The 25,855-nt window shown below is 57.2% G+C and carries 23 protein-coding genes and 1 pseudogene; 11 read left to right on the top strand and 13 right to left on the bottom strand.

Annotation, left to right across the window (positions count from 1 at the left end; genetic code table 11):
- Nucleotides 1-26 precede the first annotated feature (26 nt).
- Complete coding sequence (locus tag H6979_04665) at nt 27-599, top strand: FAD-dependent oxidoreductase (GenBank protein ID MCP5139126.1); 573 nt, start codon at nt 27-29, stop codon at nt 597-599.
- Here the strand turns inward: H6979_04665 and H6979_04660 are convergent.
- The 7 genes from H6979_04660 to H6979_04630 form a co-directional block, all read right to left on the bottom strand.
- Nucleotides 534-1,085, bottom strand: a complete 552-nt coding sequence (locus H6979_04660; protein MCP5139125.1) for an FAD-dependent oxidoreductase — start codon at nt 1,083-1,085, stop codon at nt 534-536. The genes H6979_04665 and H6979_04660 overlap by 66 nt on opposite strands.
- Before the next feature lie 12 nt (nt 1,086-1,097).
- Entirely contained in the window at nt 1,098-1,394 is a 297-nt protein-coding gene (locus H6979_04655; GenBank protein ID MCP5139124.1) for an FAD-dependent oxidoreductase, read from the bottom strand.
- Between the two features lie 57 nt (nt 1,395-1,451).
- On the bottom strand, nt 1,452-1,952 hold the full coding sequence (locus tag H6979_04650) for an FAD-dependent oxidoreductase (protein MCP5139123.1): 501 nt from the start codon (nt 1,950-1,952) through the stop codon (nt 1,452-1,454).
- 513 nt (nt 1,953-2,465) lie between these two features.
- Nucleotides 2,466-3,713, bottom strand: a complete 1,248-nt coding sequence (locus H6979_04645) for an MFS transporter (protein ID MCP5139122.1) — start codon at nt 3,711-3,713, stop codon at nt 2,466-2,468.
- Between the two features lie 321 nt (nt 3,714-4,034).
- The gene (locus tag H6979_04640) at nt 4,035-4,928 is read right to left on the bottom strand and encodes a DUF1838 family protein (GenBank protein ID MCP5139121.1); all 894 of its coding nucleotides are present in this window, start codon (nt 4,926-4,928) and stop codon (nt 4,035-4,037) included.
- Between the two features lie 37 nt (nt 4,929-4,965).
- Nucleotides 4,966-5,775 carry an NAD(P)H-binding protein gene (locus H6979_04635; protein MCP5139120.1) on the bottom strand — a complete coding sequence of 270 codons (810 nt, stop codon included), beginning with the start codon at nt 5,773-5,775 and terminating at the stop codon, nt 4,966-4,968.
- Nucleotides 5,772-6,065, bottom strand: a complete 294-nt coding sequence (locus H6979_04630) for a hypothetical protein (GenBank protein MCP5139119.1) — start codon at nt 6,063-6,065, stop codon at nt 5,772-5,774. The genes H6979_04635 and H6979_04630 overlap by 4 nt, the downstream gene beginning before the upstream one ends.
- Nucleotides 6,066-6,607: 542 nt before the next feature.
- Here H6979_04630 and H6979_04625 point away from each other — a divergent pair.
- The 8 genes from H6979_04625 to H6979_04590 all read left to right on the top strand — a co-directional run bounded on the left by H6979_04625 (nt 6,608) and on the right by H6979_04590 (nt 15,235).
- Nucleotides 6,608-8,998 carry a TonB-dependent receptor gene (locus H6979_04625; GenBank protein ID MCP5139118.1) on the top strand — a complete coding sequence of 797 codons (2,391 nt, stop codon included), beginning with the start codon at nt 6,608-6,610 and terminating at the stop codon, nt 8,996-8,998.
- A gap of 55 nt (nt 8,999-9,053) precedes the next feature.
- Nucleotides 9,054-9,752, top strand: coding sequence for a hypothetical protein (locus H6979_04620; protein MCP5139117.1), 699 nt, complete (start codon nt 9,054-9,056; stop codon nt 9,750-9,752).
- A gap of 85 nt (nt 9,753-9,837) precedes the next feature.
- Nucleotides 9,838-10,707, top strand: coding sequence for a DUF1838 family protein (locus H6979_04615; GenBank protein ID MCP5139116.1), 870 nt, complete (start codon nt 9,838-9,840; stop codon nt 10,705-10,707).
- A 296-nt stretch (nt 10,708-11,003) separates the two neighbouring features.
- A complete protein-coding gene (locus tag H6979_04610; protein ID MCP5139115.1) occupies nt 11,004-12,326 on the top strand; it encodes an MFS transporter in 1,323 nt (440 codons plus the stop codon).
- 14 nt (nt 12,327-12,340) lie between these two features.
- Nucleotides 12,341-12,511 carry a peptide-methionine (S)-S-oxide reductase gene (locus tag H6979_04605; protein MCP5139114.1) on the top strand — a complete coding sequence of 57 codons (171 nt, stop codon included), beginning with the start codon at nt 12,341-12,343 and terminating at the stop codon, nt 12,509-12,511.
- Between the two features lie 145 nt (nt 12,512-12,656).
- Nucleotides 12,657-13,529, top strand: a complete 873-nt coding sequence (gene yghU, locus H6979_04600) for a glutathione-dependent disulfide-bond oxidoreductase (GenBank protein MCP5139113.1) — start codon at nt 12,657-12,659, stop codon at nt 13,527-13,529.
- 39 nt (nt 13,530-13,568) lie between these two features.
- On the top strand, nt 13,569-14,276 hold the full coding sequence (locus H6979_04595; protein ID MCP5139112.1) for an SDR family oxidoreductase: 708 nt from the start codon (nt 13,569-13,571) through the stop codon (nt 14,274-14,276).
- A 179-nt stretch (nt 14,277-14,455) separates the two neighbouring features.
- Nucleotides 14,456-15,235 (top strand): DUF1499 domain-containing protein, encoded by a 780-nt coding sequence (locus tag H6979_04590; GenBank protein ID MCP5139111.1) that lies wholly within the window; start codon nt 14,456-14,458, stop codon nt 15,233-15,235.
- A gap of 161 nt (nt 15,236-15,396) precedes the next feature.
- Here H6979_04590 and H6979_04585 read toward each other — a convergent pair whose 3' ends face one another.
- The 3 genes and pseudogenes from H6979_04585 to H6979_04575 form a co-directional block, all read right to left on the bottom strand.
- Nucleotides 15,397-17,067: an alpha/beta fold hydrolase gene (locus H6979_04585; protein MCP5139110.1), complete on the bottom strand. Its 1,671-nt coding sequence runs from the start codon at nt 17,065-17,067 to the stop codon at nt 15,397-15,399.
- A 175-nt stretch (nt 17,068-17,242) separates the two neighbouring features.
- Nucleotides 17,243-18,139 (bottom strand): annotated as a pseudogene (locus H6979_04580) (IS3 family transposase).
- A 136-nt stretch (nt 18,140-18,275) separates the two neighbouring features.
- Nucleotides 18,276-19,265 (bottom strand): LysR family transcriptional regulator, encoded by a 990-nt coding sequence (locus H6979_04575; protein ID MCP5139109.1) that lies wholly within the window; start codon nt 19,263-19,265, stop codon nt 18,276-18,278.
- A gap of 96 nt (nt 19,266-19,361) precedes the next feature.
- On the opposite strand from H6979_04575, the gene H6979_04570 reads away from it, so the two are divergent.
- Nucleotides 19,362-20,543, top strand: a complete 1,182-nt coding sequence (locus H6979_04570; protein MCP5139108.1) for a PepSY domain-containing protein — start codon at nt 19,362-19,364, stop codon at nt 20,541-20,543.
- Here H6979_04570 and H6979_04565 read toward each other — a convergent pair.
- From H6979_04565 to H6979_04555, 3 genes are all read right to left on the bottom strand, one after another.
- Nucleotides 20,487-21,647, bottom strand: coding sequence for a PepSY domain-containing protein (locus H6979_04565; protein ID MCP5139107.1), 1,161 nt, complete (start codon nt 21,645-21,647; stop codon nt 20,487-20,489). The two genes, H6979_04570 and H6979_04565, sit on opposite strands and share 57 nt — an antisense overlap.
- Before the next feature lie 36 nt (nt 21,648-21,683).
- Complete coding sequence (locus H6979_04560) at nt 21,684-23,186, bottom strand: PQQ-binding-like beta-propeller repeat protein (GenBank protein ID MCP5139106.1); 1,503 nt, start codon at nt 23,184-23,186, stop codon at nt 21,684-21,686.
- 159 nt (nt 23,187-23,345) lie between these two features.
- Entirely contained in the window at nt 23,346-24,248 is a 903-nt protein-coding gene (locus tag H6979_04555; GenBank protein ID MCP5139105.1) for a DUF1838 family protein, read from the bottom strand.
- Nucleotides 24,249-24,706: 458 nt separating this feature from the next.
- Between H6979_04555 and H6979_04550 the strand changes: the two genes are divergently transcribed.
- The gene (locus H6979_04550) at nt 24,707-25,666 is read left to right on the top strand and encodes a cyclase family protein (GenBank protein MCP5139104.1); all 960 of its coding nucleotides are present in this window, start codon (nt 24,707-24,709) and stop codon (nt 25,664-25,666) included.
- Nucleotides 25,667-25,855: the final 189 nt, after the last annotated feature.

Below are 25,855 nucleotides of genomic sequence, written 5' to 3'. Positions count from 1 at the left end.
CACCCTGGGTCAACGGCCGGCAGATTTTGGCAGCGCATTGTATTTGCACGGTGCCTTTTGCTGCCTTGCGCGAAATAAAAATAAGCGCGCGACTGCCGTCGCCGGTCAAGCGCATGATTGCAAGCCTGCCTTACACGCACGCGACCTTCGCCTATATCGCCGCGTCAGAGCCCTTCCGGCACAGCGATGGCTTTGCCGAAACGCTGTGGAGCGATGACCCGATGATCGGGCGCGTCTTTGTGCTGGGCGATGAACCGGCGATGCTCAAAGCCTGGATCAATGGCCCTGCCGCAGACCGGATCGATGCAATGGATCCGGCCACCGCGGGTGCCGAAATCATCCGGCAGATTGAAAATGCCAGACCATCGGCAAAAGGAAAACTGCAGTTGCTGCGTCTGTACAGCTGGCAGAAAGATCGGTATGCCCGCGGGATCTACCATCACATGGGGGCGGGGCAAGCTGCTGATCTGGCCGCGGCGGCCCAATATACCGGCCAACGCCTCTATTTCGCCGGTGAGCATCTCGCGCAGACCTCATCCGGGATCGAGGGTGCGCTGGAAAGCGGCGAGCGGGCGGCGAGGGCCATTTTGGCGAGATGATGTTGCGGCTTCAGCCGTTGAACGTAGCGCGACAGCCGACCGCGCATTGCTGACTTTTTTTGCCGACAGCCCGGATGAATACCGTTCGGATCTCTCGAGCGTGCGCTCAAGGACCTCCATTACCACCAAGTCTGCAGATTCCATCGCGCCTTCCATGCCACGCTCCAGGCGTGCAGTATGTTCACCGGCAAAATGAATACGCCCGTGGCGCTGGCCGATTTCGTTGGCGAAAGCACTGATCTGGCCAGGTGCCCAAGAGGCCCAGGTGCCACCCGTGTAGCGTTCCTTCTGCCGGGAGAAAACCTTCAGAGGCGTAAGCGCTTTGGCGGCTTTGGGACGGATGCGTTTTACCACTGCCATGCTGCGTTTCACCAGTGCTTCGGATGAGAGCTTGTCGGCTTCGAGGGCATCGGTGCCTGATAACCAGACGGCGGCAGATTTTGTCGCGCCGCCTAGACTGTAGGGGTAGGCCAGTAGCTGCCCGATGTCGGTATCGGTTCACAGCGTCGGCGGCAGGCCATCCTGCTCCCAATAAGCGTCATCAACGCGAAACTGCACTTGTGTGACCGTGCTGTAGGCTAGGGTGTCTATGCCCCGCCGCTGCACTGCGGGCAGTTCAGGGGTCATCCGGATCCGTCGCAATGCCGGTGCCGGCAGCGTTACGACGACCCGCCCGGCCTCGAAGATACCGTCCGCGGTTTCCACGGCCACAGATTCGCCGCGGTCGTGGATGGCATTCACCGCGCAGTCCAACTTAACGGGTTCCTTCAGCGCAGTGGCCCTGGCTTCTGGCATCCGCTGATTGCCGCCGACGGTATGCCACAGCTGCTTGCCAAGATTCTGGTGAGTTGCTTAGGTCAGTAACTGGTAAAGATGCAGCGTGGAAACCCCGGTCGGCGATCGGCCATAGACTTGGTTCTCGCCGACACCCAGCTTGATGGCCGCATCGGAAATGCCTGCGCGTTTCAGCGTGTCGGCCAGCGGTTCATCGTAGCGGTGCGCTGCAGGCAGCAGCCGGTCATCCAGGTCCTTGAGCGGATTGTCCGGCGCTAGTGCCGCAAGCGTGAAGTTCCAGGGCATTTTCGCCCGCAGGCTGGTCGGGAAGGGATTGTTCCGGTAATCGGGCCATTCATCGGCCGTCACGTATTTGCCATTCAGGTGAAACGCGACCCGTTCGCCGAGGCGCGTGACGGTGTCCTGCACCCGTGCGTAAAAGCCGCCGATGACGTTGCCGCCGGCCTCCGGTGCGCCCGGCACATCATCGAGCGTATACAGTCGACCACCGACGTGGTTCCTTGCCTCCAGTACCTTGACGGACAGCCCCTGTGACTCCAGATCCAGAGCAGTTCTCAAACCAGATAGTCCGGCGCCGATAATCACCACGTCCCACTGTCGTGCGGCAGCTCGCAGCCGGGGAGATGTCAGGGACACAGCGCCCAGTCCCATCAGCACTTGGCGTCGACTGAGTGGATTCCTGCTTTTTTCTCCATTGCACCTGGCCGTGTACCACGGCGTTGACCGACATGGCGACTACTGCATGTCGGATCCAGATCCTGACATAGCGAACCAGTTCAAGGCGAATGTCCAGACTGTACTCACGAACGCGGCCAAACACTCGCCAGCCTGTGTCACGCTGCTGCCGGTGCAGAGTCGTTCCAGCCACAACAAGGCCACCCGTGCGCAGGAAAACAAATTTGCCTGCATCTACTACGCTACGCCGCGCGACCATGGGCCTTACGGTGCGGCGCGACTGCCGGCGAAATCCCCACAGAATTACCATCGATCACTGTGCCCGCTTGCAGAGGGAATCCATATACGATTTGGTTAGGGCCATTCGCGCCTGAAGACGCTCCTGCACAATACGGATCAGGCCGCCGGTGCAGACCGTGTCAACCGGAACTGAGTCGCCAACAGCAACGCGGCCACAACGAGTCCGGTAACCAGAATGAAGGCCTGATTGTAGGATCCCGTACGGTCAAAGATGGCGCCGATCATCGCCGGCCCCATGCCGCCGCCGAATGTATCGAGTACGGTGATAGCGCCCAGGATCTTGCCCAGATGCCGCGGGCCAAAGTAGTCGGCCGCGAGGAGTTGCAGCAATGTATACAATCCGCCCCAGCCGAGGCCGAAGCAGACCAGGCCAGCCCATATCGCATTGTTCCCCGACAGCGTAAGGATGCCGGCACCGATGGCCATGGTCGTCAGCGTGCCGATAAAAATGCGTTGACAGCCGACTCTGTCTGCCAGAAAACCGCTGGCGATCTTGCCAATCAATCCCAGGTAGAACAGTACCGTGTAGCTCAAACTCGCCCCGGTCTGATCGAAACCCTGGCCGAGCATGTAGAGATTCAGGTGGGCTTGCGTACCAATGATCGCAAAGAAGGTAAACATCGCAATCAAGGCCAGGATCCAGAAATTCGGTGTGCGAATTGCTGTGCCCAGTGTCAGGCTGGTGATGCTTGCCGGTGCAGCGCCATTCGCCTTCGCAACCGGCATCTGCCGATCCAGATTGGCCGGATGCTCCCGGACGACAAACAAAATCACCGGAATCAGAAACAGCGGCAACAGGCTGATCCATCGGAAGGCAGACTGCCAGCCAACGGCTTCCATCAAGATGGCATTGAGGGGTGGCAGCGTGCCGTTGCCGAGACTGGTGCCTGCCAGCGCGATTCCGAGGGCCAGGCCCCGGTCCTTGACGAACCATCGCGATACCAGGATCACGTTGACTATCAGGCCGCAGGAGGCGAGCGCCGAGGCAAACAGAATGTGAATGGCGTAAATGTCGCTGAGGCTGTCGACGGTTGAGTAAAGGTAGTATCCGGCCGACAACAACAGCGCACCGATTATCATCAAGGGGCGGACGCCGAAGCGGTCGGCAGCAGCACCCGCCAGGGGCGCCATGAGCCCGCTGACCGCAAGCGTGATCGCGTCCCGCAACTTGAAATCGCTAAGACTGACAGGGCCGCCCGTGGCCTCCTTCAGTGCGTCGAGCAGTGGCCGGTCGAAGACGTTCAAGCCTCCCAGCGTCATGCCATTTGTAACCACCAGGATGACGGCCGCCGATACGGCAATGACCCACCCGTAGTACATGCCGCTACCGTCTTTGACCGTCATGGAATGTTTCCCTGTTTGATGTGGCGCTCACAATTCCGGAATCAGCACGCTTTCCCAAGGAAAGCGGCCGGTTGGTAGGGGCTGGTGGTCTGCGCAGGCAGACTCAGCCGCTTCCGGTTTGCCGGTGGCTCCTGCACGAGGCAGCAACATGTTGAATCCATACTGGTCGCTAGCTTGATCGTCAATTGCCTGGCTGCGATCGACAAGCCCTGTACCCAGGATCTCCTCGACGGGCTTACCGGTACGCTGACTGCCCTCGCCATGCATCGGCACAACTAAGTCGACTCGGTGTCCTGCGTATCTCGCAGATACCGAGCTGCCTCAGTCGTTTTGCATCACCCTGTTAGACGCCAGGCCTTGATCTCCATGATGCTGTTGCCTCAGCAGGGCGGAACTGGCAAGGCTCAAGCAGCTCTGTATCAGGGGTTGGCCCATGGCGCCGGGCCAGATCGCATCAGCTGCCGTTACCAGCTGATTGGGGAGATCGTCGATTTCGTGGTACTTCCGCCCCATCCCGCCCCAGAAGATGTGACCTGGATAGTCGTCCATGCCCATCCAGGGAAACCAGGTCAACTCGGCCCGCCAGCTCAAGTCGCATCCAACCGATGACAGTTCCGTATCGTCCAGTTCGCCCAGCCGGCAATGATACTGGTTGAGCAGATTGTCGATGCGAACATTCCCCCCGTCGGGGCGAGTGTACTTCAGGCGCTCGTCATGAATTACCCACACGTCATCGCCAGCCACCGTCCAGTCCAACAGGAACGGCGCTTTCCGGGGTACTCCGGATTCGCCAATTTCCGTAATGCCGCCGCGGTAGCCCTGCGGTGTGATTGTGTACTCGCTAAGCTGCGTCCGATAGTGGGTGACATCGTTTCGCTTACCCGTATACGGATTGTCGAAGATTCCAAGAACGTTATCGCTTCGCGGTTCGAAGAAGATGATCATTCCCCGGTAAAGGCAGCGGTAGCCGTCCGCAATCTTTAGATACTGCTGTTTACGGCATGCCTGGACGTCAGCCAGCGGTTCCGCCAGTTTTCCAGGTGTTGAACCAAAGAGACGTCCGCTTGACCATTGGTAAGTCTCCCGGCCTGTCAGATCGCCTGTGATCTTGACGAAAGCCCGCAGATTATCCACAGGATCGGAAAAGTCGTATCGGGGCTGTGCAGCGCTCAAAGTTGGGGCCGATAATAATCCGCCTGCTCCGGCGGTTGCCATTGTGAGCAGCATCCGCCGCGGAAACTGGACGGATCTGTCATGGCGTGAGGTAGCTCCGGGTGGGAACTTCCTCCGGAATAGCCGCATATGAGCCAGTCACTGTGCTGGCAGGGACGGACTTGTCCCAAATTACCGCAACCGCCTTGTTTCGAGCGCTTGGGTCCTTTAGTGCCTTGTCTATTACGTAGGCTACACCGCTCCTGGAAACGAAAGCCTGCTTGTATTCGGGGCGTGGAAGAAGTTTGACACCCCAAGTTTTGGACGCTTCGAGATCAAACCCGATGAGGTTTGCCATGAAATCGTTGGCCAGTCCACCCGGACCGATGATTGTATAAGGCAGGCCACTCGCCCTAAGGTAGTCTTCGCCCTTTGTCATCCAATACAGGACAAAGCCGAAGCGAGCTTCGTTTCGGTGATCGACACCGCGAACATGTCCGGCTGTCGCTGATGAGATCAGGACAACCTGTTTGACCTGAGCGGCCTTGGCTGCATCAACAAGATTGCGTATCGCCAGGTATGCAACGAACTGTGGGGCCTCCACACCAACGAAGTCGCCATGGCCAACGGCACTGACCACGAAGTCGGCTCCCTTGACTGCGTCCACAAGTCGTGTGGTATCAAGCAGATCTACCTCCACCCAATCGATTGCATCGCCGTATTTCTGTCTGGCACGTTCGGCGTTGCGGGTGGAAGCGAGTACGTGATAGCCGGCGTTACTCAAAACCTCAACGATGGCGAGCCCTGTCCGGCCAGACCCGCCAGCAACGAATACTGTTTGCTCCGCTACGGCATCGCCCAGAACGCAAATACCGAAAAGGCAAAAGGCCATGATCTTTAAAATGTTCATTGGCGGCTCCCTGGGGCGTCAGGAAGCACTGATAGATCAAGGCAGGTCGCCAGCCCCCCAGCTGCAAACTGCGCACTCGGGTTGGATTGCACTCCGAATAGCCACTCGTCGTTTTCGGGATAGTAATTCAGCACCACATTGTAGGCATGGCTCAAGGTGCAGAAGAACTTTTGTGAGTTTGGAATCTTGACTTCCTGCCCGATCATGCCCCGTGCTGTGATCGCAAACCGCTTAATACGGGATTGTTGCCCGTCCATCGCGTCTATTTCCACCAGCTTGGGCAAGTCCAACCGAAGCGCCTCCTGGGCCCCTGCGGGGAGCGTAAGAAACATTAAAAGGCTGACCGCCAACGAGCGTGTGGTGATCCGCGGCCGAGCGTGTCTGACTATTTCTAGCGCATGCCGCCCAAGTTGGGATCCGCAAGTATTGTCACGCTGCAATGCCCGTTCTGGCTCAATCACGCTGCTGCCCCTACTGACTTACCAGTGCCCACCCGATCATGTGATGAATATATATCTCATCGATGGGAGCGGGTGCCAACAACTTGACGTTGGTTGGTACGTCTGCCCGTTGTCACCCTAAATCAATTCAGCTGAGGCACTACGTACAACTGACCTGCTGGCTTCCTTTCGGCCAACGCAGACTGGGGGATGGCTTTGTTGAACCACCCCAGGTTTGTCGGAAAGCCAACTCTCAACCAGGTCCGATCTGGCAATGGCTGGTCACAAGTTTCGGTTGTGAAGCGATACGCAACAGCTGTTAGCAGTTGGGCAATTGCGTAGGTAATACTGCGGCTCGCACGCCTGACACTGCTTTTGGGGGTATAACAGTTATGAGCGCACGCACAACAACTACTTACATTGCCTTGGCAGCCATAGTTGCCGGGAGCTTGCTGAGTTCAGGCAGCGTTTTCGCCGAGGAAGCTATAGAAACGATCGTCGTCACGGCGCGGAAGAGGGCTGAGAGCCTCCAGGAAGTCCCGTTGTCAATCTCGGCCTTCACTGCCGCTCAAATCGAAAGCGAGGGCACGACGAGCATCGACGATATCGCGATGCGTACTCCTGGATTCTCCATGCATACGACGTTTGGCCGGCAGGATTTCGATCGTCCCGTGATACGCGGACAGTCAAACATCCTGGGAGATCCCAACGTGTCGTTTTTTATCGATGGGGTGTTCGTTAACGGTTCTATTACTACCACTACAATGAACAATCTTGAGCGTGTGGAAGTCATTAAAGGGCCGCAGGCTGCGCTATTCGGCCGCGCAACGTTCGCCGGCGCCGTTAATTACGTTACAAAAATTCCGGGCAATGATTTCGAGACCAAAGCTTCGGTGACGGCTGCCCAAGACAGTGATTACCGCGGATCTGTATCAGTGTCTGGGCCAATCATCGAGGATAAACTGTCTTTCTATCTTGGCGCGAGCAGCGATACATTCGACGGGCAATTCAAGTCCCCTCAGTCGGACGGTACGACGCGGGATGTCGGTGGCGAGAAAACCACTTCCTTCGACGGGGTGCTCTATGCAACGCCGATGGATAATCTGACTGTCAAGCTTCGATTGTCACGCTCCAGGTCGAATGACGATATGTACGTTCAGGCGTTGCAAGATTCCAGCAAGAACAATTTCTCGCTTTTTGACCCTGTCACCAACCCATACTCCCCTGAGTACTACAAGGGTGTGATAGATACGGGCCCGACAACGTTCCCGAGCAGTTGCCTGGAAATCGAGCAAAGGTCGGCGGCCGATGGCGACCCTGTCAGTTGCGGCGTAACTACGCAAGTCAGGCGGGCCCATCTAACGACTGAATACAATCTTCGCGACTGGACGTTAATGGCATCCGCAGCCTACAACCACTACGACAACACCGTAGTTATCGATGGAGACTATCGTCAGGGCTTTGGGTTGAGTGGTCTTCTGCAGCTTGATTTTGGATCGAGGGTCGACGATAGCGCATACGAATTCAGGGTTTCCAGTCCCACGGACCGCAAAATTCGGGTGGAGGCGGGATACTACAACTACGACGAGGATGAAGACGATCTGCAGCAGCGTGCCTTCAGCTCGTTCGGCGTAATCAAGGTTCCGTCGTCCGATGTTGAGGATGTAAAAAACAGCTCCTATTTTGGCTCTATTGAGGTCGATATCACCGACCAGGTCACGGCCAGCCTGGAAGGGCGATACGGAAAGGATGAACGTATCCTCAACGAGGGTCGGCCGATAAACATCGGTGCGGGAACGCCGGAGGCTTTCGAGGTAAGCCCTTCGGCCACGTTCTACAGCTTTACCCCTCGCGCGACGCTTGATTGGCACGTGACAGATAATGCGAATACCTATGTCTATGTGGCCAAGGGAAACAAGCCGGGTAGTTTCAATAAAGAGATTTACAGGCCGCTGGTAACGGCTGCGGAATTTCTCAGGTGGCAGGCGGCCGGCGAGCTGGCGATCGAAGAAGAAGAGGCATGGACCTACGAGATAGGTGCTAAAACAAATTGGCTGGACAACCGGCTCATCCTGAACGTGGCGGCATACTATATCGATTGGTCCAACCAGGGGTTGACCTCGAGTCGCCTGATAGAAGAGACCGACGGAACCCCCTATCCCGGATCCGCCATCTTGAATATCGGCAAGTCCGAGGTTAAGGGCGTAGAGGTCGAGGCTGTCTGGCGCGCAACCGACAGGCTTACTGTATCCGGCACAACGGCTTACGCCGACGCAACGATCACCTCGTATACGGACTTTCAGCAGGCCATATTGTTTGATTTTCAGGACGGAACAATCGATTACAGTCCGAGTCTCACCCCGTCGCAGAAGCAGGCTTTCACTGATCGAGAGGGTAACGTAGCCGGTAACAAACTCCCTAATACTTCTGAGTGGCAGTTCACCCTTTCTACCGCGTGGGATGATCAGCTCGGGAGCACTGGCTGGGACTGGTTCGCTCGTGCCGATTACCAAACCGAATCGTCTCGGTACGCGCAAATCCATAATCTCGCTGAAACCGGCTGGAGTCGCAATCTCAACCTTCGGGCGGGCGTTAAAAACGAGAGATACACGCTTACCGCGTGGGTTAACAATGCGACCGATGACGACACGGCCAATGCGGTCACGCGGGGAAGAGACTTCCTGGCGACGGAAAGAACTCTTAGCGGGGACAGATTGCGCGGCTTTACCTATGGTGTGCCGCGACAGCGCCAACTTGGTATCACGGCTGCGATTACGTTTTGACCCTACGGGATTGGCCCCTTCGTTTCTCCTTGTTGCGCTCTTTGCGGTATTGAGCATGGCAGCGGGTGAAACGAAGGGTGCGGATGGAAACGCTAACATCATCCGATGGGCCAAAGGCAAAATCGAGTACCGGGTGCTATCGACCGGCGAGCGAAACGGAGAGGAGGACTGGTATCTGACCGTTCATCCAGACGGCTCGCGCACGATGCGGGCAGTGAACCGGTTGGACAACGTAGACTTTCATCGTAGCGTGATCTTGCGCGTCGAGGAGAACTTCCGTCCCCTGGAAGTAATGGCCACATACTGGATCCGGGGTGCCTGGGCCGGCTCCGGACTGTTTACCATTGACGGCAATACACTCGATGCTGTCGTGAACACCCCGAACGGGCGGCTGACACAGACGCTGAGGGTACCCGAAGATCTATCCGTGATACCGCATCCACTGTCCACGAACAGCTGGCAGACTTGGCACTACGACAAAGCCAAGGGCGGTGACCAGCCTGGCACCGTGTACGATATGGATGCTCTGGCTGATCGTTCCGGCGCGCTGCTGGGCCGCCTGTCAGCGCAAAATCTCCGATTCATTGGATCCGAAACACTCACGACTCCAGCGGGGACTTTCCTTACGGATCATTTTCGTATCGGCGATGGTGTTGATCTCTTTGTAACCGGCCCCGACGCCCTCATGGTGAAGTTTGTCTGGACCGCGGCAGACCGTGAGTACGTTCTGATCGCGCTCGAATCAAGCCGTTGAGCGGCGACGGAAGCCCTTGTATTGGTTGAGGTGGAGACAACTGTATCCGCCGAATCGTTGAAAGTAAGTCCACGGGAGTCAAGCCATGAGCTCATCAAGAATTACGCGGCGTACCTTTGCCGCCAGCATAGCGGCCGCATCTGTCGTTACGAGCCTTGCCAAGGCAGCCCCCGTCCGTAGCACGCGCGGCTCAATCAACCCAATTGCAGATCTGCCGATGATCTATCGGAAACTGCGTTATACAACGGTTGACGGCGTCGTATTGTGGTGGTTCACAGGTGCGAAGTATGGGCAGCGTGACGCAAAATTTCAGCCGATGTACGGTGTCGAGACATGCAACTGGAACCGCGTCAAGCAGCTGCCAGGCGGCGGATTCTCCGTTACTGTACTGGAGTGCGCGTTCTACACCGACCTCTCTACCGGGAAGGTCCTGCGGCGACTTGACAATCCCTATACAGGCCGTACCGTCGAGATTCCTTACGCGGTCGTGGGCCCGGTCACGGCTCAGTATGATGCGAAGTCGAATCTGATACCGCTGAGTGAGATTGGTGGTTCGCGCATCCGGATGAAGACAGCTAACGGCCCGGTGACCCTGCTCGGCGACACAGTGTGGATGAAGACGCGGAATGACTTCCAGCTTGTTCCGAAATCTGGGGGTGCGGAACGACAGGTCAATGAGTGGGCCACTTACGTCTCGAATGTTGGCGAGATCACCGATCCGGCGGTCACGAGCATCCTTGCCACGGTAGACCTGGTGGAAGTGACGACCTGGCCCAAGTGGCTCGATATGGCGGGTCAACCCGGGTCAATGATGGGGCAGATCTCCGGGCAGAAAGTGAGCGCCTTCGAAGACATGCCGCAGGACTTCCGGCGTCGACTGATCGAAGTGTTCCCCTCGGTTGCGAAGGATCCGATCGCAGCGCTTGATCGCCCCGAAGCGGAGCTCGTCCACTGAGGTGGTCTATGGCCTTGCCCCATTTTTCCTGACACCGTCATGGGTAATCCGGACTTCCCACGGTACGTAGGACATCTCCGGGCTACCATCCTCCCGGCAATTAGCTGGGGCCAGAAGTGGAATGTTCTCGTAATCTGAGGCGAGGAGATTCCCGTGAAGAAATTGCGTCCTACCGACAGCCAGATCATTGGCGTTTTGAATGCGCATGGACTGAAAACTGTGAAGACGTATAGGCGGCGCAACCTATTCAAGACGTGACAGGTAAATTGCGACATTCCTGAATCTGGAACTCACACATGAATTCTCCACAATCCATCGAAAAACGTGGCCCGCTCGCCAGCCTGATGCAGGCCATGTCCATGATCGAGCCCAACGAGGTCAAAGCTGCGTTCGCATCTTTTGCCTTCGTGTTCATCCTGATGACCGCATACAACATCCTTAAGCCGATCCGCGATTCCATGGCGTCGGACTGGTCGGATGCCGAAGTGAGCTGGTTGTGGACCATCAACCTGTTCGTCACGCTGGGTATGAATTTGTTGTACAGCCTGGCACTGTCGGTGGCACGTCTGAAAGTCGTGGTGCCTGCCTTGTATGCCTTTTTTTCTGTCAGCTTTCTGGTGTTCGCTTTCGGCAGCGACTACTTCAGCAACATCGAGCTGGTGAACAAGACCTTCTATGTATGGATCAGCATGTTCGCGCTGTTTCATGTGTCCGTGTTCTGGAGCTTCATGGCCGACCTGTTCAGCAAGGAACAGGCCAAGCGCCTGTTTGGCTTCATCGCCACCGGCGCCAGCGTCGGCGGCCTGGTCGGACCGTTGGTACCAGTGTTTCTTGCCAAGGTAGTCAGCAATGAAGGCCTGATGGTGATGGCGGCAGTGATGCTGGTGCTGGTCATTCCCACCATTGCATATCTGGAGCGACTGAAAGTCACTGAGCTACACAATGCCGACAGCGCGACCACACCTGCCAGGCAAACGCTGGGTGGCAATCCTTTCGCCGGCTTCACGTTATTGCTCAAGAGCCCGTTTTTGCTGGGCATTGCCGTGTTCCTGTTCTTCTACACTTCGCTAGGTTCGTTTATCTACTTTGAATTGAAGAACCTGCTCAAGCCCTACGACCCTGAAGTGCGTACCCAGATCCAGTCCGGCATTACCTGGGCCATCAATGTGCTGACCATTCTCACGGCAGTGTTCGCCACCAGCCGACTGACGACCCGCTTTGGCATGAGCGTCGCACTGGCTATCATTCCCGTGATGATGATAGGCGGCTTGCTTGCGGTATCGGTGGTCACGAGCGTATGGATCGTGGTGTTCGCGCAGGTGGCATTGAAGGCGGGCAACTACGCTATCACCCGTCCGGCACGCGAAATGCTGTTTACGCTGGTGGATCGTGAGACCCGCTTCAAGACCAAGCCTGTGATCGACACGCTGGTTTATCGTCTGGGGGATACCTTGAATGCGTGGTCATTCACTGCATTGTCAGAAGGCCTGGGCCTGGGTATGTCACCGCTGGCGATTATTGGTGCGGTTATTGCCGCAGTCTGGGCCTTCATGGGCGTGGTGCTGGGACGTGCTTATCGCAAGGATAAGGGTGAAGTCGAGGGTGGTGCGGCCAGCTAACGTTTGGTGAGAGCATTGATTGGATATGCAAGGGCGTCACTCAGATCCTCCCCGCCTCAAAATTCTATCCCGCCGAGGGCTACCATCAGGATTACTACCAGAAGAATCCTCTCCGCTACAAATTCTATCGATACAACTGCAGACGTGATGCCCGACTGGAGCAGATCTGGGGCAGCCCGGAATGACGACGAATCGACACGCATCCTGCAGGAGCGGCTTTAGCGGCGATCACTGGTTCGCTCGCGGCTAAAGCCGCTCCTGCGGGCACGAATGCCGTGGGGCCGTTGATGTTGGCGCCCACTCCCTCCCGACAGAAACAGGAGAGCAAGCATGAGTGATTCCCCCGCCTGGTCGCCGCCGGCAGTGTGGACATGGAAGCCCGGTAACGGCGGTGCGTTCGCCAACATCAACCGCCCCACGGCGGGTGCGCGCTTCGAGGCAGAGCTGCCTGTCGGCAAGCACCCCCTGCAGCTCTACTCACTCGCGACACCGAACGGCATGAAGGTGACCATCATGCTTGAGGAACTGCTCGCGCTGGGGCACGCGGGGGCCGAGTACGACGCCTATACGATCGACATCGGCCAAGGGCAGCAGTTCGGCAGCGGCTTTGTCGCCCTGAACCCGAACTCCAAGATCCCTGCGTTGCTGGACCGGAGCGGGCCCGAACCGGTGCGCGTCTTCGAGTCCGGCGCCATCCTGCTGTACCTGGCCGACAAGTTTGGCGCGTTGCTGCCACAGGACCATGCGGCCCGGACGGAGGCGCTGTCGTGGCTCTTCTGGCAGACGGGTGCCGGGCCCTTCGTGGGTGGCGGCTTTGGGCATTTCTACAAGTATGCGGATATCAAGATCGAGTACGCCATCGACCGCTACGCGATGGAGGTCAAGCGGCAGCTCGACGTGCTCGACCAGCGCCTCGCCCTGCACACGTACCTGGCCGGTGACGACTACAGTATCGCCGACATCGCCTGCTGGCCGTGGTACGGCGGCGTGGTCAGCAACGAGGTGTACGGCGCAGCCGGGTTCCTCGACGTGCAGTCCTATCCCCACGTCTTGCGCTGGACGGCCAGCATCGCCGGGCGCGAAGCCGTGCAGCGCGGACGGCGCGTCAACCGTGTGTCGGGTGAGGTGGACCAGCAGCTCCGCGAGCGGCACGCGGCCAGCGACTTCGACCGCACGCCATCAGGTAAGCCTGAGGGCGCGTGAGTCCTTAGCGCCATTTCGACATTTGATCAGGAGTAGCGCATGCCGACAGTGTTCATTACGGGAGCGAATCGCGGCATTGGCCTCGAACTCGCCCGCCAATACGCCGCAGACAGTTGGCGTGTCATCGCTACTTGTCGGGCACCTGCAGGGGCAACCGGTTTAAACGAACTTGCGGGCGCACCGAATGTGCGGGTCGTGACGCTCGATGTGGCGAGCGGTTCGTCGATCGAGTCGGTACGGCAAGCCATGTCAGGGGTACCGATCGACGTGTTGATCAACAACGCGGGGTTGTTTGGTCCGAAGGCAGTGGCAGAGAAGGATCCCGGCCAGAGTTTCGGCAGCATTCGTTACGAGGTGCTGGAAGAAGTCTGGCGCACCAACACAGTGGCGCCCCTGCGGCTCACAGAAGCCTTGATCGACAATGTTGCAAGCAGCGCCCAGCGCAAGGTTATTACGCTATCGAGTGGCGTCGCATCGATCGCTGGGACCGAAGGTGGCTTGTATGCATATCGATCGAGCAAGGTGGCCGTCAATATGATCATGGCAACGCTCGCGAAAGACCTGGCGTCGCGCGGCGTGCACACACTCGCGGTGTGCCCGGGTTGGGCACGGACGCGCATGGGAGGCGCGAACGCTCCAGTCGCAGTACAGACCAGCGCCAAAGGGGTTCGCGCCCGGATTGTCGATCTCGATGCCAAGACTTCCGGTCAGTTCCGCCTGTACGATGGCAGCTTGTTAGCCTGGTAGCGTTGGCTGCGCCGCATCGGCTGGTTGACCACGGCCAGCCAGCTTGCAAGCGTACTCACAGCTGGCGAGAAACACGGTGCCTCCAACTGTCAACAGTAACTTAATATCCATTAGCGTCCTTATCAGTTATAAGGGCACGTTGACCGCAACTACAGTCGTAAAACGATCCGGGGATAACAATGACTCGTCAACAAAGACCGTGGATGATGTGGATTGCCATTTTGGCTCTGCTTGCAGGACTCGGCATCGGCGGCGTCACATTGGTCGCGTCGATGGGGGTATGGTTCGGGTTGTGGGATTTCCGCAGAGGCTTTGCGCTGCTGCAGTTCGCCAATGCCTATGCCGGCTGGATAGCAATTGCGGGCCTGATCATCACTATCGGCCTGTTGGCGTTGAGCCAGCTCTGGAAAACCGGCAACGCAAGCAAGCTCGTGAGCCTCGCGTTGATCGGTACCGCTGCGGCAGGCTTGGGGTACTACGTGCCCGAAGCCTACCGCCCTTCCGAGGGCGCCAATATCCCGCCGATTCACGATGTCTCGACCGATACCGTCGATCCGCCGGCTTACGTCGCGGTCATGCCGTTGCGCGCCGATGCTCCAAATACCACGGTCTACGGCGGCTCGCAGGGCATGACCAAGGAGCGCCTGGCACAACTTCAAACGGACGCTTACCCCGACATAAAAACCCTGACAATTGCCCAACCGCCGAACGTCGTCTTCAATCGCGCACTCGCGGCCGTCGAACAACTGGGCTGGGAACTCGTTGCCGCCGTGCCTGCCGAGGGCCGAATCGAGGCCACAGATACGACGTTCTGGTTTCGCTTTAAAGACGACGTCGTGATCCGGATTCGCCCAGCCGGCGACGGGACGATCATCGATGCACGCTCGCTGTCGCGAGTCGGCGGTGGAGATGCCGGCACGAACGCGCGCCGTCTCAGGGCATTCTTTGCCGCGCTCTAGCGGCCAGTAACCCAGTGCTGTGGGGTCGACCAAACTCGCGTCGATGCCACGATCCGTCGAGTCGCTCGCTGATCCTGCGGGAGCAAGCGTATGATCCCCGCTCGAGCCGAATCTCGCGAATTCGCGCCCTGTCATTACCAGATCTTCAGGCCTTCTGTAAATCACCCAAAGAAAGAGAGTAGTTCAGAGGCCAGAGCTGCCGGATTGTTCGGTAACGCTTTGGCCGTGGCTGCTTTGCTGGCGGTAAGTGCTTGACGTGTACCGCCCGCAGCATCGTTGAGCAAGATCGGGCAGGCCACCTGCGGCAGTTTCTTCAGCACGGGGTAACTAAAATGCGCGCCGTAAGCCGATTGATAGATATCGAGGGACTTGAATAAATCAACAGTGCGCCGATGGATCACGGCGGGCGCGATATTGGGTTCATGATCGCGAATGATGTGCTCTTTCTTGCGTATATACCAAGGCGAGAACAGTTCCTGATCGCGCACCATGTTCCACACCTTAAGCCAGTGAATACCATAGTCTTCCAGTTCAATGGTCGGTGTGTAACGCGCCAGGTACTCATCACGCACGGCATCGGGCAAGACCATCAACGTGGGCGTTGCGACGTGTTTCACAAGGTCCGGGTTCTGTACAGCCAATTCCACGGCCACGGCACAGCCGCCCCAATACCCGAACAGATCGACCTCGGTGTAGCCTGCGGCTTTGATGGCTTGCGCCAGGTATTCAGCTTGCGCTTCCACCGTCACCGTCGTGCCCATGGGATTGTCGGACTCACCATTGCCCGGCAAGTCGAACGCGATGACCGGGCGCTTGCCGATCAACGGCTTCATGAACTTGTCCATGCTGTAGCTTGAGCCAGCGCTGGCATGAATGAACACGATGGGGCGCCCTGTGCCGTCCGTGTTGCGACGGGCGTAGATCGACCCGCCATCAACCTGGAAATACTCCTGCCAGATTTTACCGGGCATGGGCTTTGTCTGTGCGAGCACCGGTGCGGCGTCTGATGTGGCGTTGTCAGCTAAAACCTTGATGAACTGCTCTTTTGACTCATCCGGATTTGCCGGGTTCAGCAGCGTGATGTTGGGCGGCACGTCCTTCAATAGCGGGTGATACCTGGCCAGCACATCGGTTTTCGCCGTGGTGATGACCATGTTCCCCTTCATGTTCTTCACCGCATTGACGGTGTCGAAAAGGAATGCGGCGTGATACGCGCTGCGATAATCCTGGCATCTGAGGAAATCCATCACGGCCAGATGCGTGCCTGCAGGTGCCGGCACGTCGTAGTTGAGGCGCCGTGCCAGATCCTTGCGGAACCAGGGAAAGAACAGCAGTTGTTCGCGAAAGCGCGACCATGTCCAGGTCAGGTGCGAGCCACTCCAGTCAGGCACCACCGCCGGCAGGTAGTGCTGCAGAATTTCGTCGACCTCATCTTTGTCCAGCTGTATGTAGCCATTCATGATGGCCACGGTAAAACGGTCGGGGTGGTGCAAGCAGAGGGCCAGTGCGCAAATGCCACCGGTGTGATAGCCATAAATGGGCGCTTTCTTTATGCCCAATTCATCCATCAGGTTCACGATGCCGTCGGCGAACACTTCCATGGGCGCCCATTCGTCACCCGGGAACGGGTCTGACATACCGTTACCTGGCGTGTCAGGTGAAAACACGGTAAAGCCCTTGCCGGCGAGTTCCTGAATGAGCGGAATATATTCACGCGATGAGGTGGGCGACTGGTGCAGCAGAATCACTGGTGAGCCCGAGCCCGCGCGCCGGTAATGAACCTGGCGTTCTCCATTGACTGTTGCGAAGTGGCGCGTGATCTGAATGGCCATATATCCCTCTGAAGCTCTGCAGTTAGCACGCCGTGGCGGGGCTTCGCTGCACCTTACCCCGTTCTAGCTGGTCCTGAAAGCGGCACCCAGGCCAACAATTGCAACCTGGACTGGCGCATGTGTTGGGGTGGGCCGTACAGCTCTGCCGTGGTGGTCGACGTGGAGTTCCCAGGTTTTAGTGGATACCTTTGCGCCTGCCGGAGTGCGCGGCCTCGAACTGCTCGGGGCTGAGCCCGCCCAGGTGGCTGTGCCGACGCGTCCGATTGTAGAAGGCTTCGATGTAGTCGGCCAGATCCGCGATGGCCAGCGCTCGGTTCCGGTAGATGTGCTTCCTGACGCGCTCTTTCTTTAGGCTGCTGAAGAACGACTCGGCAACAGCGTTGTCCCAGCAGTTGCCCTTACGACTCATGCTGGGCTCCAGGCCGTGGGGCGGCAGAACCGGCGCCACGCATCGCTACCGTACTGGGTCCCCTGATCAGAATGGATCAATGCCCGGCGCGGTCTCCGCTTGCGCACGGCCATCAGTACGGCATCCAGCACCAGCTCGCGACGGATGGTGGGACCAGCCGACGACACGGCGCGAGAACAGGTCCATGACCACCGCCAAGTACAACCAGCCCTGCCAGGTGCGGATATAGGTGATATCCGTCGCCCAGACGGTGTTCGGGCGAGTCACGGTGAACTGCCGCTGCAACAGGTTCGGGATCAGGACTGCCGGCTTGCCGACCGACCACCGGCGGGTCCGATAGCCGTGCAGGGCACGCAGGCCGTTGACCCGCATCAGGCGCTCGACCCGGTGCTTGCTGCAGGTCTCCCCGGCCTCGCGCAGATCGAGGAATACCCGGGGCGCGCCGTAGACACCATGGCTGGCAACGAAGGATGCCCGGATCAAGCGCAGGAGACGGGCGTCTTCCTTCGCGTGATCGGAAACCGGATGGTGCAGCCACTCGTAGTAGCCGCTCGGCGCGACGTCGAGCAGCCGGCACATCATTTGGATGGGGTATTGGTGTCGATGGGCCTCAATGAACTGGTATGCCAGGCGGACTCGTCCTGCGCTTGCTGCCTTGGACATTGAACTCTCCCGAGGATGTGGGACTGATCATTCTCATGTCTCCACTAAAACCTGGGAACTCCATTGTTGTTTGTGGCGCAGATAGCATGTGCAGGGCTTGCGCGCACGGCGACGTTGATTGGCCAGCACGGGGGAGTTATTCGAGATCACGGCCCAGGCCGCTCACATATCTTTCGAGTTCCTGAATGAAGAGTAAGACCGACCGTGAAAGGATCAAATCTTTTCGGTAACAAAGCGACGTCGTGATCTCCGGGCGGCTGGCTTCACTTTCAATTTCTAGAGAAACAAGCGTGCCGGACTTGAGTTCACGATGCACCATGTGTTCAGAGAAGCTTGAGACGTAATCGCTCTCGTCGAGGAGCGCTAGAGCAAACACAATTGAAGTCGTAACGAGTTTCGGTACCGGCTCTGGCAGCCCGACCTGCTTGAGTAATGCTGAGATGCTCGGGTGAACCTTGGGAACTCCCCAAGACACCCAGGGATAGTTGAGAGTCTCACCCAGAGTGACTTTGCCGCGGCCGCTTAGTGGATGGTTTTTGCCGACTATGATCGAGACAGGTTCTTCCAAAAGGACTTTCTGAACGAGACGGGGATCCTCGTTGCGCATGCTCATTATACAGATCGCTACGTCCAGGTCGCCAACTAGCAACTTTGGTATTAACTCTTCAGCTATGCCGTCAATTATGCTGACCTGCAGCTGTGGTCGCTTCAACCCTATGCGCTTGACTACGGGCGGCAGGAGATAACCGGCGGAAGTAAACCCGGCTCCGACGACGACGCGTCCATTGTTTGTTCCCGTTAGACTTTCAAACTGCCGCTGAAAATTCTGCACGTCAGCCAGGATGTTGCGTGCAGTTGGAACCAGCAGATTGCCGCATTCCGTCAGAGTGACGCCCCGCGTGTCCCGATTGAACAAGCGGGCACCAATACTCTGTTCCAGAGTGGCGATGCTCTTGCTCAATCCCTGTTGACTAAGATTGCAAGCGGAAGCGGCTAGGGTGAAGCTGCCGCAATCCACCACTGAAAGAAATTGGCGTAATCGCTTTATTTCCAAAGAAGACAGGCTGCACAACTGGCGGTTGTTGACTTTACTACTTATTGTTTGAATTAGCGAATCGGCTCGCACAAACTGATCGCGTGAGGTTGCCTATGCCTTGGAGGGCATCTGTTGACTCGAGGAGCTGAAAAAAAGACTCGTGGCGGCCCTCGCGGTTTGTGGTTGGTGCTGCACAAGTGGATCGGATTAGTGCTCGGTGTATGGTTGGCCTGTCAGGCGGCCACAGGTACTCTGCTGGTATTCTGGTACGAAATCGAAGCTGCTGTAGCCCCGGAGCTGTATCGAACGGGCACCCCGGTCGCAGAAGTTGACTATGACGGTATGGTGGCAAAGGTAGCGTCCGCGTACCCGGACCGTCGCATTGCCTATCTTCAACGGGACATGCTCGCAGCCGATGAAGCGTTTCGATTTGTTCTGGTCAAATCGGGTCAATTGTCGTCGCCGTTCGAGGACTGGGAGGTGTTTGTTAATTCCAGTTCTGGTGAGATCCTGGGAAGCCGACCCTGGTTAACGTTCATGCGAACTGTATGGCTTCTCCATAACGGCTTGCTTATCGAGCCCTATGAAGACGTGCTGGCCGTGCTGGGTGTCGCGTTGATCATCAGCATTTGCACCGGTATCGTGCTTTGGTGGCCCAGAAACTCCAAGTTCAAGGCGGCGCTTCGTTACAGATTGAGTGGCACAATGCCCGCCGTCATACGACAGCTGCACACGGTTACCGGCGTTTATGTCGGCGTAGTGCTCGTGACGATGGCTATATCGGGGTTAGTTATCGTGCTGCCAGGACCTGCGCGATTGGTGATCGAACAGTTTGCCGAGGTCCGGCCATTAAAGCCTTTCACGACCGATATCCGCAATGATGAGTCGTCTTCTCTTGACGCTCGTCGGATTCAGAATGTCAAATTAAACGAGCTGGCGGCCACGGTGCAAAAATCTTATCCGGGCAGCACAGTCAACTTGCTGCTTTTTCCTCATATTGAAGGGAAGGGGACATTTACTTTCCGCCTGCTGCCGAAAGGTAAATCTGTTGCGCTTGCGACTACACAGGTCTATCTGGATCCCCGTACGGGGAAAATTCTGGATACCTTTGATCCGACCAGTCAACCCAGCGCCAATACCTACCTGGGGTTGTGGAATCTGTATATTCATGCGGGCCAGATAGCGGGAATTGTAGGTCGGCTGGTCGTGCTGCTGGCCGGAATCCTCCTCCTGAGCATGGTCGGGACGGGATTCTTTATCTGGTGGAAGAAGCGGCGACCGCGATCCCGCGCGGTTACCCACGCTGCGATATCAGGCTACACCGTGGTCAGTCTGGGACAGGACGACCACGCTGCTCGACGGGACTGATAAGCGTCGCTTTCGCAGCCAGATATAGAGGCCGGTTCCAAACATCACGCAAAGGCCAATACCGGCAGAAAAAACCAGCACGCGGCCTGGCATGCCGTAGAGCTTCCCGTTGTGTGAATAAACTGACCAGAGTCCGATAAACGATCGGGCCGGGGGCATGACACCGGGATCGAACACGTCAGCGATCTTGCCGGTGTATTGATCAACATAGACCTGCACAGTATTCGTCGTAGGATCAGCACCAGCGGGCTCAACACGGAATGTATACCAGCCGCGTTTCGGCCCAGGGTATAGCAATAACACCAGTGTGCTATCCGGGTACGCGTCGTTAACCGTTTGCGCCAACTCATTGAGGCTGGGCGGGGTATTCTGGTTGAGGGTTGGCGGTGCTGTAGGCCGGGCCGTGGCCGTGGCATCTGTGAAGACGCCCAGTATCGTGGCTGATTGCTGTGGGAATATCACCACAAGCCCGGTCACGCAGACCATCAACAATACAACGAGGAAATAAACACCAAAGACGGTATGGATGTCCCTGATTAATCGAGGAGTCTGGCTTGTTGTCTTGAAGCGTAAACTACGGAGCAACTTCTTTCGCCCTGGCCACCAAAGCACGGCGCCCGCCAGCATCATCGCCAGGAAAGCCAGCCCCATAAAGCCCATGACAACCTTGGTCGTACGGCCACCCAATAACTCGAAGTGGAACATTTTTACGGCTTTGATGAAGGTAAAATATGGACGGCTGCCCAATATTTCAGTGGTTGCCGGATCTATGAAGACTTCCAGATTCGTGAAGTATGAAGCAGCTTCCCCGTTCCTGGCGATTTGAAATCGGAAAGCCTCGTTTGCGACCAGATTGTCGCGATCAACCATCACAATCCAGTAATCGGGGAACGCTGCCTTAACGGCTTGCTCCATCGCGTCGAGGTTAATGGTGCCGGTGATCGCCTGATCCGTGCGATATAAGTGAGGATTGATCGCCGCCTCGAGTTCGCGCTGGAATACGAGGATCGAGCCGGATAACCCGTTCAAGATGATCCACACGCCTATGGTCAAAGCGACCCATTTATGCAGTGCCAACCACTGGTCTCGAAATCTTCGAATCATGTTTGCTCCTGTAGCCAGTTCCGGACAGGCTAAGGCTTAGTTGCTACCGACGGTGATCTTGCGGATGCTGTTATCGCCAGCGCAGCTCACATAGATTGTTCCATCTGCGGCAACGGCTACCCCGGCCGGCATGCCTACTGCTTGCGGTGCAAGAATAACGGGGACGTTCAAGGGTAATCCGGAAGCCAGAACCGTCTTCTCACCGCTACCCAGGTCGATGGCGCTCAGGCGGCCAGCGCCTGCCTCAACGACTGCCAGCCGGCCGTCCTTCATAAGCGCAAGGCCTTCCGGGTGGTCGAGACCGGAGACGATTCGAACCTTGGTTCCTTCCACCAGGTCAATCAGGGTGATATGGCCGCTTTTGTTTTCCGTGACATACACGGAGCGTGGCCCGGCCCGGGTGATGCCTACGGGCCCGTCCAGTCCGTCCATGATGAGCGTCGCAGCGCTGCCGTTATATTGCTGTAAAGCGCCCTTTGCATATTCTGTGACAATCACCGTTTCGTTGTTGAGAATCAGGACACCATAAGGAGCCTGCGCACCCATGGTGTTCCAAAGCATGTCACCGCTTTTGCGATTGATCATGTGAATACGGCCGCTCCTGGCATCTGCAAATGCAAGGACTTCATCAGTCGCATCGATGCTGAGTGACCCGCCTGCGGCAAAATTGAACGGTGGGCGGTTCACTGTGCCGCTCACCGGGTCGACAAAACGAAAACCAGTGGAGTCGGCGACAACCAGTGCCTCACTGCCACCAACTGTTGTAATCGCCAGATCGCCCGGTGTGGAAAACGCACCGCCGACTACCGTTCTTTGCGCGCCCGTGGTGGGGTTGATGGCCACGATACCGCTGTTTGCAGTGTCGGAAACGTAAATCGTGTCATCAGGACCCACAGCCAGGTTGTCGAGTGGTGGTGCGACTGTCGCGATCAGTTCGGTCGCTCCTGTCTTGGGATCCGTGCGCTGAATCTTCCCGGTAAGGTAATCCACGGTTACCATCCGGCCGCGCGAATCCAGGCTGACCGCCGACGGTGTTCCCAGGCCGTCAGCAATTTCCTCGATTTCGCCGCTGTCAATATTGATTGCTACCAGAACGCCTGCCTGCCAATACGGTGCATAGAGGCGCCCATCGCTGCCGAACTCGAAACTGTTCAGCCCCTTTACCGCATCTGTAATAAGGCGCGGTGCTTTTTTGCCGGCCGGATCGAATTCGAAAAGCGCATCTCTGAATCCCAACTGCCCCGCCACAAAACGCCCGTCCTTGCGGAAAGCGACAGGGTTGATGCCCGGCAAATTGGCTGCGACAGTCACCACTGTACCGTCTGGTTTCCGAAGCCTCAGTTCGCCAGCAACAATCGCCGTCCACGCCAGGGTACCGTTCTCTGCTAACGCGAGGTCATCAGCCTCACCGAGCGGAGCATCGACAACGACCTCAACGTCGCCGGTGACAGGATGGATTTTGCTAATTCTTTGCGCGGCAATTGCGCCAGCGTAAAGGTAACCGTCCGGTCCCCATGCAAGGCCCTGAATGCCATGCATCGGCGTTCCGGCTACCAGAATTGATTGACGTGGCTCGGACTTCGTTGGTTGCTGCGCGCAGGCAATGATAAAGAGTGTCCCCAGTCCCGCAAGTATGTTACGGCAAACGTGTGAAGCCGTTGATCGGGTTAAGCTGCACATAGAGATCTGATCCTGAGGTTACTGTTCGAATCTGGCGGCAGTTTTATCCAGTGCGGCGACGGGATCAGCCGCGATGTCGGGATTGATACGGCGCAGTTTCGTCAGCCAGGAGTCGGGCATCTTGTTGAAGTCAAATATCTTGCGGCCGAATCCGCGGATTATCACCGACCCATCGATATCGCCCATACGCATGGTTTCGGGCCAGCTATTCACTTCGTGAAGACTGAGCGAGGTCTCCACCAGGTTGTTTTTCGGCTTAATGGCGTCCGATAGACGCGCCTGCGTGGTGCGCATCTCGGTAACATGAAACGGTGGCTTATCTGGTCCGTTTCGAAATACCTTGGCGTCGGAATCAACCAGTAACCAGATGTCGTCTCCGTGAATATTTGCCAGCCTGGTGCTGGAGGTCGCTTCGAAATCGAGTCCCAGATAGGCTTTCGGAAGCACTAGCGACCCGTCGCGACGATACTTTTGCGTAGTCGGACCCACCGGGCCACGTTTCAGCATCAAGGTCTCGCCCGTTAATGGATTGCGCCACTCATCCAGGAGATCGTCGGTTCCGACAGCGGTGTAAAAGGTCCTCTCCAGCGTAGTGACGTCATAGCCATCGGTCGTTGTCTGGATCCTAAAAAGCGCTCCCGACTCCATGCTGTGCAGCGGAGTCAGGCTACTCTTGACCAACGCGTATTTGGTTGCTTTCAGCCACGCGAAGCACAAACCATCATCGCCGCGGTAAAGCAGTTTTCGGCTAATCACCGCGAAGTCATCAGCGTCGTAGGGATCCAAAGAACCATTTTTACCGGACGGCAACGGAGAAGCGCTATGCGCCGCAGGCGCGAGAACTGAGCCTGCTCCAGCAAGAAAGCTGCCAATTAATATGCCGAGTGTATTGCGGCGAGATACGTGGAACTCAGAGCTCATTCAGGGGCCTATACAAGTTGAGTAATGCTGCAATGCAGACAAATTGAAACAATTCCATCGAGCAAGAATGTTACGACTCTGTATCAAACGTCGTTTCGCTGAATAAGCTGAGTATGGATGCTCGGCACAACAGCTGCCAACAAGTAATCCGGAGCTTAAACAACCAGCCAGTGTGACGGCGGCGGCATGCTGGTTTTGACGGTTTCTGGAGCAATCTACCGCGGTCTTCGACGCGGAAGTGAATGCATCATATTAGTTGTTAGTGGGTGAGTTACCTGATGTGGTAAGTTTTTTTTTCGGCGACAAAAGACGAGTCCTGTTGATGCGCGGCGACATGGGTGTGCTGTGAAAAGTGGGTGCGGGAAATGTTTCGTGCGCTTGTGCCTGAAGAGCAAGCGCTAATGTTGGTCGAAGGTGAGGTAATTGGTATGACGAAGCGGTTTTCGGTTGCATCAGGAATGGTTTTAATACTTGCAGCCGGTGCTATCGCATCTATAGCGCCCTTGGGTTGGGCCACGGCACAAGAAAATGCTGCGGACGCGAAAAGTGACTGGTATCCATCGAAGTTTGGCCCCGACGATACCATTGGCGCAGCTAACTTCATAAACGAAAAGACGGTACGCGACGCTGCCAAGCTCGTCGACCGCGGCAAGATCTATTCCCTGGCGGTTGCCGTAGACCCCGCAACGCCGCCGCGGTCCTATCGAAGAGCCAGCGTTACGGTAGTGCAAGTCGGGTTCGGAGATGGCAAGCCCTTTGGACCGAATCAGTTTACAGCCAACGATGACGCGGTTTATCTATGGCAGGGACTTGGTACACAGATCGACGGCTTTGCGCACGCGGGGATCAACTTCCGTTATTACAACGGGGTGCCTGCCACCGAGTTCGTTAGGCCGGGCGGCGTAACGAAGTTCAGTGTCCATAACATACCACCGCTGGTTGCCAGAGGCGTAGTGCTGGACTTTGCGGGCGCACGGGGAGTCGAGGCTTTAAAAGAGGGAGACGCTATCAACGTGGCGGAGATCCGCGAAGCCAGCAAGCGGCAGGGTGTCGTGTTGCGCAAAGGAGACGTAGTGCTCCTTCATACGGGCTGGATGGACGCTACGAAAGCTATGGGCCCAAGGATGAATATCAATGAGCCGGGTTTGGGGCTGGAGGGCGCCCGGTATCTTGCGGAGCTGGGTGTCATAGCAATCGGCGCCGATAGCGACGCAGTGGAGGTTGTGCCGTCTGAGGATCGCAGCCTGGTAATGCCAGTCCACCAGGAGATGCTGGCTAAAAATGGTGTTTATCTGCTGGAAAACATCGTCACCAGAGAGTTGGTGAATGACAAGGCGTGGGAATTTCTGTTCGTCCTGGCTACACCCCGAGTAGTGGGTGCGGTGCAGGGTAATGTGCACCCGGTTGCGATTCGGTAGCAGATGCCTGAAAGGGGTGGTGGCCCCATGGCGTCATGGCCCCATGGCGTCATGGCCCCATGGCGTCATGGGCAGTCTACGGGCGAAGCGTTTGCATGCGTCCCCGGATTTTACCGGTTAGCTATTGTTGAAATACCGATCATTGTTAATCGGCAGTATTTGTTGTTGGCTTATAGAAGTGTTCCAAGA

The organism is Chromatiales bacterium, assembly GCA_024234935.1.
Classification (GTDB): Bacteria; Pseudomonadota; Gammaproteobacteria; order Steroidobacterales.
The sequence above is the reverse complement of the archived record's forward strand: the minus strand, read 5'-3'. Positions and strand labels throughout refer to the sequence as shown.

Coding starts and splice junctions, on each gene's coding strand:
- H6979_04655 (MCP5139124.1), bottom strand. CDS start 1,394: ATGCCAGAAGCCAGGGCCACTGCGCTGAAGGAACCCGTTAAGTTGGAC.
- H6979_04645 (MCP5139122.1), bottom strand. CDS start 3,713: ATGACGGTCAAAGACGGTAGCGGCATGTACTACGGGTGGGTCATTGCC.
- H6979_04640 (MCP5139121.1), bottom strand. CDS start 4,928: ATGGCAACCGCCGGAGCAGGCGGATTATTATCGGCCCCAACTTTGAGC.
- H6979_04635 (MCP5139120.1), bottom strand. CDS start 5,775: ATGAACATTTTAAAGATCATGGCCTTTTGCCTTTTCGGTATTTGCGTT.
- H6979_04625 (MCP5139118.1), top strand. CDS start 6,608: ATGAGCGCACGCACAACAACTACTTACATTGCCTTGGCAGCCATAGTT.
- H6979_04620 (MCP5139117.1), top strand. CDS start 9,054: ATGGCAGCGGGTGAAACGAAGGGTGCGGATGGAAACGCTAACATCATC.
- H6979_04615 (MCP5139116.1), top strand. CDS start 9,838: ATGAGCTCATCAAGAATTACGCGGCGTACCTTTGCCGCCAGCATAGCG.
- H6979_04610 (MCP5139115.1), top strand. CDS start 11,004: ATGAATTCTCCACAATCCATCGAAAAACGTGGCCCGCTCGCCAGCCTG.
- yghU (MCP5139113.1), top strand. CDS start 12,657: ATGAGTGATTCCCCCGCCTGGTCGCCGCCGGCAGTGTGGACATGGAAG.
- H6979_04595 (MCP5139112.1), top strand. CDS start 13,569: ATGCCGACAGTGTTCATTACGGGAGCGAATCGCGGCATTGGCCTCGAA.
- H6979_04590 (MCP5139111.1), top strand. CDS start 14,456: ATGACTCGTCAACAAAGACCGTGGATGATGTGGATTGCCATTTTGGCT.
- H6979_04585 (MCP5139110.1), bottom strand. CDS start 17,067: ATGGCCATTCAGATCACGCGCCACTTCGCAACAGTCAATGGAGAACGC.
- H6979_04565 (MCP5139107.1), bottom strand. CDS start 21,647: ATGATTCGAAGATTTCGAGACCAGTGGTTGGCACTGCATAAATGGGTC.
- H6979_04560 (MCP5139106.1), bottom strand. CDS start 23,186: ATGCATGGCATTCAGGGCCTTGCATGGGGACCGGACGGTTACCTTTAC.
- H6979_04555 (MCP5139105.1), bottom strand. CDS start 24,248: ATGAGCTCTGAGTTCCACGTATCTCGCCGCAATACACTCGGCATATTA.
- H6979_04550 (MCP5139104.1), top strand. CDS start 24,707: ATGGTTTTAATACTTGCAGCCGGTGCTATCGCATCTATAGCGCCCTTG.